The organism is Psychromonas sp. (assembly GCF_041586535.1).
Lineage (GTDB): Bacteria > Pseudomonadota > Gammaproteobacteria > Enterobacterales > Psychromonadaceae > Psychromonas.
This window is the reverse complement of record NZ_JBFGZY010000004.1, coordinates 45,892-54,981: the sequence shown is the minus strand read 5'-3', so window position 1 is coordinate 54,981 and position 9,090 is coordinate 45,892. Positions and strand designations below refer to the sequence as shown.

Below are 9,090 nucleotides of genomic sequence, written 5' to 3'. Positions count from 1 at the left end.
TTCGCGCATTCCAAACTCCGGTTTTTTTAATGTAATCAATTGGTTAGCACTATTAATTATAGTAAATCTACCGGAGTTTTCCTTCTTTTTTGCCTGTTTTTTTATATATTTCAGTATGTTAACGTTTCTGGATGAGAACTAATTAGAACAACTGGTTACTGCAATCAATGCCTTGCTTTCATCCATTTTTCCTACGCCTAAATAGATCATCTAATTAACGGAATTGGTATTATTATGCTTCTATGTGTTTATCAGACGGCAGACAGAGTGAAATTTAGGGGGATATTTGAAGAGGTGAAAGAGTGGCTGATGGTGAATAAAAAATAGGGAATGAATCCGATAATTTCTTCATAAATAGTGAATGTGATCTTACGCCTTGTTCTGCTGCCTGAGCCTGGCTCTGAATTAGCCTATGGAGTTGCAATGAGGTAATTATTTCAGCTGTTAATCGCATGATCTATTTTGTTGCTATGATATGATACTTTCAATTATCAAATATCAGCGAGAAGAGAATGACTGCAACTCAAAATGAAAATATTCATATACAATCAGAAACTGTGTTAATCACTCCGACAGAATTAAAAAATTTATTACCCGCTTCAGACAGTGTTGAGCAGTTTATAACTGAATCACGTCAAATAGTGTCTAATATCGTGCATAAAAAAGATCCGCGTTTTTTAGTAATTTGCGGACCTTGTTCTATTCATGATATCGAAGCAGCGAAAGAGTACGCTACCCGCTTAAAAGCCCTGCATGAATTATATAAAGATACGCTCTATATCGTGATGCGCGTCTATTTCGAAAAACCGCGTACTACGGTTGGCTGGAAAGGTTTAATTAATGACCCGCATATGGATGATTCATTTGATATTGAAACGGGCTTAAAGCAGGCGCGTGAACTGCTGTTATGGATCTCTGAGTTAGGTTTACCGATCGCAACCGAAGCGCTGGATCCGATCAGCCCGCAATATTTAGGTGATTTGTTCAGCTGGGCCGCTATCGGCGCGCGTACCACCGAGTCACAAACTCACCGGGAGATGGCAAGTGGTTTATCAATGCCGGTTGGTTTTAAAAATGGTACAGACGGCAGTTTATCCACCGCGGTAAATGCGATGCAGTCAGCTTCTTCTCCGCACCGTTTTATGGGTATCAACCAGTCAGGTCAAAGTGCTTTACTGCAGACATCGGGTAATCAGGATGGCCATGTAATTTTACGCGGCGGCGGCGGTAAGCCAAACTATGATTCTTTAAATGTATCATTAGCAGAAGGGGCGCTGCAGAAGGCCAAAATGGAAGAGATTTTAATTGTCGACTGTAGCCATGAAAACTCCAATAAAAATCATGCCCTGCAGCCTTTAGTGGCAAAAGATGTGTTCCATCAGGTTATCGAAGGCAACAAGTCTATTATCGGTATTATGCTGGAAAGTAATATTAACGAAGGTAATCAAGCCGTTGCATTACCTAAAGAGAACCTGAAATATGGTGTATCCGTGACTGATGCCTGTATTGACTGGGAAACAACGAGTCAACTTCTTGCTGAAGCTGTTGATTTATTAAAAGATTCGTTAACCACAAGATAAGAAGGGTGCTATGCCTTTAAGTAAATTACGAGATCAAATTGATGCAGTTGATCAGAAGATAATTGATCTGCTTGCTGAGCGTTTACGTTTGGTTGGTGAAGTTGGTGAGGTTAAAGCAAAACATGGCTTGCCTATTTACGTTCCTGAACGTGAAGCTGCAATGCTTGCCAAACGTCGCGCCGAAGCACAGTCTAAAGGTGTGCCGGCCAACCTGATCGAAGATATTCTGCGCCGCACCATGCGTGAATCCTACGCAAGTGAAAATGATACCGGCTTTAAAACGGTCAATCCAAAGATGAAAAGAATCGTCATCATCGGCGGCAACGGTTTATTAGGTCAGCGTTTTGTAGAAATGTTCAAGTTATCCGGCTATGAAGTTGATATTTTGGGCCGCGCTAACTGGGATCAGGCAAAAGAGATATGCAGTCATGCTGGTCTGGTTATTGTCGGGTCGCCAATCGACGTGACGGTTTCAGTGATAGAGCAACTCACCTATCTGCCTGATGATTGTATTCTGGCTGATATAACCAGTATCAAAGATGCACCATTAGAAGCGATGCTTAAGGTACATAAAGGTCCGGTGGTTGGTTTACATCCGATGTTTGGCCCTGATATCAGCAGTTTTGCCAAGCAGGTTATTGTTTATTGTGATGGCCGGGGTGAAGATAAGTATCAATGGTTAATTGAGCAGATGAAGATCTGGGGGGCGCACCTTTATAATGTGGACGCTAAGGTGCACGATCAGTCGATGACGCTAATTCAGGCATTACGACACTTCACCAGTTTCGTATACGGCAGCCATTTAAAAGAAGTTAATGCGGATTTAAAACAGCTGCTGGATTTAAGTTCGCCAATATATCGTCTGGAACTGGCAATGGTAGGTCGTCTGTTTGCCCAGGATCCGGCTTTGTATGCCGATATTATTCTTTCGCAAAAGAATAATCTGACCATGATCAAACGCTATCATAAGCATTTTACTGAAGCGATAGAGCTGCTGGAAAATGTTGACCGGGCGGAGTTTATTAAACGTTTTGAATCGGTAACCGAATGGATGGGGGATTACTCTTCTTTATTCCTTAATGAAAGTCGTGCTCTGTTACAACAAGCGCATGATAATCGTCATTACGAAGATAAATAATTTTTCGGGTAGTAAAAAAGGAGGCGTTTAGCCTCCTTTTTTTATGTTACCTGTATCTCCTCAGTTTTACGCTGCGAACTCTTTATTTAATTTTATTTCAGCATCTGATTCAATTTCAATTTCTGGCTCTTCAATCGGCTCTCCTGATATTTCTCCTGTACGACACATATCCTTACCATTATTTTTTGCGCGGGTCGCTTCAGACTTATGGATATATTTATTTAACTGACGTTCTATCTTTTGAAATAGTTGACCGATTGCTGTGTACAAATCATCATGCTCTGCATGGGCAAAAATTTTGCCGTTAGGAACCCCGATAGTTGCTTCTATTTTTACGCCTTTAGGCTCTTTTGTGATTATGCAATGTGGGGTAATCAGCGGGATTTGCATTTTTTCTAGTTTTTCGAATCGTTCCTCTATTTTGGTGCGCATTGTGTCAGTGATAGCAATTTGTTTACTTGTGATTTCAATTCTCATATAAGACACCTTTTTATTAGACACGTATTGTGTTTGGAAATAGATTATGCTTTTTTGCACGGCTTAAAAGTGATTCAGATCACATTTAAACAGGTTCTGATATTAAGGAAAATCGATCTTTGAACTATGTTTATTTTCCTTAAAAAAAATACAAATATTACTTGTCGTGCTAAAAAAGTTAGGGCATTGTAAATGGATAACATCGGTGCTTTCACTTCTCCTTTTATTTTTCAATTAAAAGATTTCGTTTCATTTTTTCTTTTGTTATCTTATTTTTATGGCTCCTCTTACTTAACAAAAGTTGAACAATAATATGTTGCCTTTCCCTATATTTAAGTCTATACGTCTTTTGTTTTTTTGCTATTTAAGCAGCTGCAGTTATTTATTTGCCAATACCTGGCAACATGGCTTAAGTATGTATGGCGATTTTAAATATGCGCCAAATTTTTCTCATTTTCAATATGTAAATGCAAATGCGCCTAAAGGCGGTGTGTTTAAACAGGCTGCGATTGGCAGCTTTGACTCCTTAAATCCGTTTATTGTCAAAGGCAACGCCGCCGGCGGAATCAGTCTGATTTATGATACCTTGCTTGCCCAATCCCTTGATGAACCCTTCACCGGTTATGGGTTGGTTGCCGAGAAAGTTAAAGTGGCGAGTGATTTTGCATCGGTCAGTTTTATGATCAATAAAAATGCCCGCTTCCATGATGGTAAAAGTATTCAGGCGGATGATGTTAAGTTTAGTTTTGAGTTACTGATTGAAAAGGGGGCTCCACATTATCGCTCGTACTATTCCGGGGTGAAGGAGGTAGTGGTTGATAATGATCAGCAGGTTACTTTTTACTTTAACGAGGTCGGTAACCGCGAGTTACCTTTAATCATCGGTCAAATTCCGGTGCTTCCCGCACATTTTTGGTCTGATAAAGATTTTTCAACAACGAGTTTAACTATTCCTCTCGGCTCCGGTCCTTATCAGGTTGAGAGTTTTGATGCCGGAAAAAGAATCACTTACGCAAGAGTCAAAGATTACTGGGCAAAAGATTTAGCGGTCAGAAAAGGTCAGGACAACTTTGACAGCATGATTTTTGATTATTATCGCGATGATGGTGTTGCTTTTGAAGCGTTTAAATCGGGGGCCTTTGATTACCGTTTGGAAAGCTCCTCGAAGCGCTGGGCAACGGGTTATGTCGGCGATAACTTTACCTCAGGTAAAATTCTCACCAGTAAAATCGCAGATAAAAATCCGCAGGGAATGCAGGGATTCTGGTTTAATTTGCGCAAAGAGAAATTTAAAGATCCTCATGTACGTGAAGCGATCAGTTTATTATTTGACTTTGAATGGGCCAATAAAACCCTTTTTTATGGTGCCTATTCACGTATTAACAGCTTTTATTCCGGCTCTGAATTAGCCACTCAAAGCGAAATTTCTGATCTGGAACGTCTCATTTTACAGCCCTACGCCGGGCAGCTGCCGGACTCGGTTTTTGACCCTATAACCTTTCCGAAAAGTAATGCCGATGGCAATATTCGCGAGCAGATGAGAAAAGCGGTAAGCTTACTCGAGCTTGCCGGGTATCAGTTAAAAGAGAGTAAAATGCAGGATAAGGATGGTCAGCAATTGAGTTTTGAGTTTTTGCTCTACAGCAAAGATTTTGAACGTGTTGTGCATCCATTTCGCCGCAACCTGGAGCGGATCGGTATAAAAACCTCAATCCGGCTGGTGGATGTTTCCCAGTTTATTAACCGCCTTAATAATTTTGATTTTGACCTGGTATCATTGCGTAAAGGGCAATCCATCTCACCGGGTAATGAGCAAGCTGGTCACTGGGGATGTGATGGGGTTATGGAGCCCGGCACATCTAATTGGGCCGGTATTTGTCATCCGGTGATTGATCTGCTGATCAACAAGTTAATTATGGCGGAAACACGGGAAGAGCTTGTGCAAACCACCAGAGCGTTAGACAGGGTTTTACTAACTCAGCATATTGTTATTCCACAATGGTATCTGCCGGCCTATCGGATTGCTTACTGGAATAAATTTTCTCACCCGGAGATTGCGCCAACCTATGATTTGGGGTTGTCCACCTGGTGGTTAACAGAAGCTGAAAACAATAAGGAAGATAGACAATAATGCATCAATATATCCTCAGGCGTTTATTGCTTATTATTCCGACCCTAATCGGTATTATGACGATTAATTTTTTTATTGTGCAGATTGCCCCCGGCGGGCCCGTTGAGCAGGCTATTGCCCAATATCAGGGGTTAGATGGCGGTAATACCACACGCATCGCATCCGGGCCCAACAGTGAAATAAAACAGGGCGGGGAAAGTAAATACCGTGGTTCCCAAGGGGTAGATCCCGAGTATATTGCGGCGCTGGAAAAGCTTTATGGCTTTGATAAACCGCTGCTGGAACGGTATTTTTCAATGCTCTGGCGTTATATTAAATTTGATTTTGGTGAAAGCTTTTACCGTAATGAAAAAGTCACCGATTTGATTATTGCTAAAATGCCGGTTTCAATTTCATTAGGGCTGTGGACAACCCTGCTCGCTTACCTTATTTCCATTCCGCTAGGGATTAAAAAAGCGACCTCCCACGGCAGTTATTTTGATATCTGGAGCAGTACCATTGTCACCGTAGCATATGCTATCCCCGCGTTTATTGTGGCCATTATGCTGATTGTACTGTTCGCCGGCGGCTCTTATTATAACTGGTTTCCGTTGCGCGGGTTAACCTCGGATAATTTCTCTGAATTAAGCCTACTCAACCAGATTAAAGATTATTTCTGGCATTTAGCCTTACCTATTTTCGCCTCCGTGCTGGGCAGTTTTGCCACCCTTACCATGCTCACTAAAAACTCTTTTCTTGATGAAATTCATAAACAATATGTTGTTACCGCACGGGCAAAAGGTTGCTCTAACAAGCGGGTTTTATATGGTCATGTATTCAGAAATGCGATGTTATTAGTACTGGCGGGATTACCCGCAGCATTGATTGGTATTTTTTTCACGGGCTCAATGTTAATCGAAGTTATCTTCTCGTTGGATGGCTTAGGTTTATTAGGTTTTGAATCGGTTATCAATCGCGACTACCCGGTGATTTTTGCCTCGCTGTATATTTTCACTTTGGTCGGCCTGGTGTTAAAACTGATCAGTGATATCACTTATACCCTGATCGATCCACGTATTACTTTTGAGGGGCGCTAATCATGTCTTTAATAGGTACCCTGCAGGAGATGCGCAACAATCCGGTTAATGCCGACCGCTGGTTACGCTTTAAAAGAAATAAACGCGGTTACTGGTCATTGTGGCTATTTTTACTTTTATTTCTGGCCAGCCTGCTGGGTGAGTTATGGATAAACGATAAGCCGATTATGGTTTCATATCAGCAGGAATGGTATTTTCCTATTATTGAAGACGTACCGGAAAACCAATTAGGCGGTGATTTTGATATTACTACCGATTTCAGTGATCCCTATATGGTCAAACAAATTGAGAAACAGGGATGGATTATCTGGCCGCTGATCCCTTTTTATTTTGACAGTATTAATTTTGAATTAACCGAGCCAGCCCCGTCAGCGCCGAATGATATTAACTATCTGGGAACCGATGACCAGGGCAGGGATGTATTGGCGCGCCTGGTTTATGGATTCCGAATATCCGTTGTTTTTGCTTTAACCTTAACTCTGGTGAGCTCAGTGATTGGTATTATTGCCGGTGCAATTCAGGGCTATTACGGCGGACGAATTGATCTGTTCGGGCAGCGCCTTTTGGAAATCTGGGAAGGGCTGCCGATGCTGTTTATGCTGATTATTCTGGCCAGTTTTGTGGAGCCTACCTTTGCCTGGTTATTAGGCTTGATGATTCTGTTTAGCTGGCCGAGTCTGGTGGGGGTAGTACGCGCCGAGTTTTTGCGCGGCCGTCATTTAGATTATGTTAAAGCAGCACGGGCGTTGGGAGTGGGTGATAAAAAAATCATGTTTAAGCATATTTTACCGAATGCTATGATTGCCACATTAACCTTTATGCCCTATCTGTTTACCGGCGCTTTGACAACTTTAACCTCGTTAGATTTTCTCGGCTTTGGTTTGCCTCTCGGCTCTGCATCATTAGGTGAGATGATTGCCCAGGGGAAAGATAATTTACATGCACCCTGGCTTGCCATTACCGCGTTTATTTCACTGTCCACTATTTTAGTTTTATTGGTGTTTATCGGAGAAGCGACCCGTGATGCTTTTGATCCGAGGAGAGCTTTGTGAGCATAACAAACAGTCATAATGAATTGCTGAAAATACAGGATCTGGCCATTAGTTTTGCTGATAAAGAGATTGTCAGCGGGATCAGTTTTTCGTTGAATAAGGGGCAAACATTAGCCATCGTAGGGGAGAGCGGTGCCGGTAAATCACTGGTTGCCCTGTCTATTCTGCAGTTATTGCCTTACCCGCATGCTCATCATCCTCGCGGGCAGATACACTTGTGCGGCAAACAGTTAGTCGGGGAAGATGCCGCCGTGCTGGAAGCAATCCGCGGTAATAAGGTCGGGATGATTTTCCAGGAACCGATGACCTCATTAAATCCCCTGCATACGGTGCAGAAACAGATTGCTGAAACCTTATTAATCCATAAAGGTTTAACCGGTAAAGCATGCCGCGCCAGAATTATCGAGCTATTGGAGCTGGTGGGCATTGATTCACCTGAAGCCCGCTTAACGGCTTACCCTCATGAGCTCTCCGGCGGGCAACGTCAGCGTGTCATGATTGCGATGGCATTAGCTAACGAGCCGGAATTATTGATTGCTGATGAGCCGACCACCGCGCTGGATGTGACTATTCAAAAGCAGATTTTGGATTTGCTGAAAGAGTTACAACAGCGTTTGAATATGGCGGTGCTGATTATTACCCATGATCTGCAGGTGGTTAAGCATATTGCTGATTATGTATTAGTGATGCACGAGGGGAAAAGCATCGAACACAGCAGTAAAAATGAGCTGTTTTCAGCCCCTAAGCATCCCTACACAAAAGTACTGCTGGATGCCGAGCCTTCCGGTGAGAGGAGTCAGTTAGTCGATCCCAAACTGATTTTAAGCGCGGACAATATCAGTGTCAGTTTTCCGCTGAAAAAAAACTTCTGGGGGAAGACGACCCGCAGTTTACAGGCGGTTAATAATATCAGTTTACAGATTCATCAGGGTGAAACGCTGGCGATTGTCGGGGAAAGTGGTTCCGGTAAAAGTACCTTAGCGCAGGCTATTCTGCAGCTTAATAAAAGCAGCGGGGATGTTGTCTACCTGGGCCAAAAAATCAATGCTATTAAACATAGCGACCTACAAAAGCTAAGAAAAAAACTTCAGATCGTTTTTCAGGATCCTTTTGCCAGTCTAAGTCCGCGTATGCCTGTTCGCGATATTATTGCAGAAGGCTTACGGGTTCATCAGAGTGAGAAACCATTATCAACTGCGGAAATTGATGTTCAGGTTGAACAGGTTTTACAACGGGTCGGTCTTGAAAAGGAAAGTGCCGTGCGTTATCCACATGAATTTTCCGGCGGGCAACGGCAACGGATAGCGATTGCGCGGGCATTGATTTTAAAACCTCAACTGATTGTGTTAGATGAGCCGACGTCGGCGTTAGATCGCAGTATTCAGAAACAGATTTTAGCCTTATTAGTATCACTGCAGAAAGAGCTGGGGTTGAGTTACCTTTTTATCAGTCATGATTTGTCGGTTGTTCGCGCGATTAGCCATCGTGTTGTAGTGATGCACCGCGGTGACATTGTTGAACAGGGCAGCATAAAAGAGATCTTCACGCAGGCGAAAAATGAATACACAAGGGCACTATTATTATCCTCCCGTTTATGATGAGATAGGCACTCTGCTACCTTTTGGAGTGTGTTTTC

At 42.5% G+C, this 9,090-nt stretch carries 7 protein-coding genes; 6 read left to right on the top strand and 1 reads right to left on the bottom strand.

Translation table 11 applies throughout. The features are described 5' to 3' along the window. The first annotated feature begins 512 nt into the window (after positions 1 to 512). Positions 513 to 1,580 (top strand): 3-deoxy-7-phosphoheptulonate synthase, encoded by a 1,068-nt coding sequence (locus tag ABZA00_RS01245; RefSeq protein ID WP_372880320.1) that lies wholly within the window; start codon positions 513 to 515, stop codon positions 1,578 to 1,580. A gap of 10 nt (positions 1,581 to 1,590) precedes the next feature. Beyond that, positions 1,591 to 2,718 carry a bifunctional chorismate mutase/prephenate dehydrogenase gene (gene tyrA / locus ABZA00_RS01240; protein ID WP_372880319.1) on the top strand — a complete coding sequence of 376 codons (1,128 nt, stop codon included), beginning with the start codon at positions 1,591 to 1,593 and terminating at the stop codon, positions 2,716 to 2,718. Between the two features lie 66 nt (positions 2,719 to 2,784). Here tyrA and hpf read toward each other — a convergent pair whose 3' ends face one another. Beyond that, positions 2,785 to 3,195 (bottom strand): ribosome hibernation-promoting factor, HPF/YfiA family, encoded by a 411-nt coding sequence (gene hpf / locus ABZA00_RS01235; protein ID WP_372880318.1) that lies wholly within the window; start codon positions 3,193 to 3,195, stop codon positions 2,785 to 2,787. A gap of 415 nt (positions 3,196 to 3,610) precedes the next feature. Between hpf and ABZA00_RS01230 the strand changes: the two genes are divergently transcribed. Genes ABZA00_RS01230 through ABZA00_RS01215 form a run of 4 tightly spaced genes read left to right on the top strand, consistent with a single transcriptional unit; the run spans position 3,611 to position 9,052 of the window. Beyond that, a complete protein-coding gene (locus ABZA00_RS01230; RefSeq protein ID WP_372880317.1) occupies positions 3,611 to 5,326 on the top strand; it encodes an extracellular solute-binding protein in 1,716 nt (571 codons plus the stop codon). Next, a complete protein-coding gene (locus ABZA00_RS01225; RefSeq protein ID WP_372880316.1) occupies positions 5,326 to 6,402 on the top strand; it encodes a microcin C ABC transporter permease YejB in 1,077 nt (358 codons plus the stop codon). Before ABZA00_RS01230 ends, ABZA00_RS01225 begins: the two co-directional genes overlap by 1 nt. 29 nt (positions 6,403 to 6,431) lie before the next feature. Next, positions 6,432 to 7,454: an ABC transporter permease gene (locus ABZA00_RS01220; protein WP_372880325.1), complete on the top strand. Its 1,023-nt coding sequence runs from the start codon at positions 6,432 to 6,434 to the stop codon at positions 7,452 to 7,454. Further along, positions 7,451 to 9,052, top strand: coding sequence for an ABC transporter ATP-binding protein (locus ABZA00_RS01215; protein ID WP_372880315.1), 1,602 nt, complete (start codon positions 7,451 to 7,453; stop codon positions 9,050 to 9,052). The genes ABZA00_RS01220 and ABZA00_RS01215 overlap by 4 nt, the downstream gene beginning before the upstream one ends. Positions 9,053 to 9,090 lie beyond the last annotated feature (38 nt).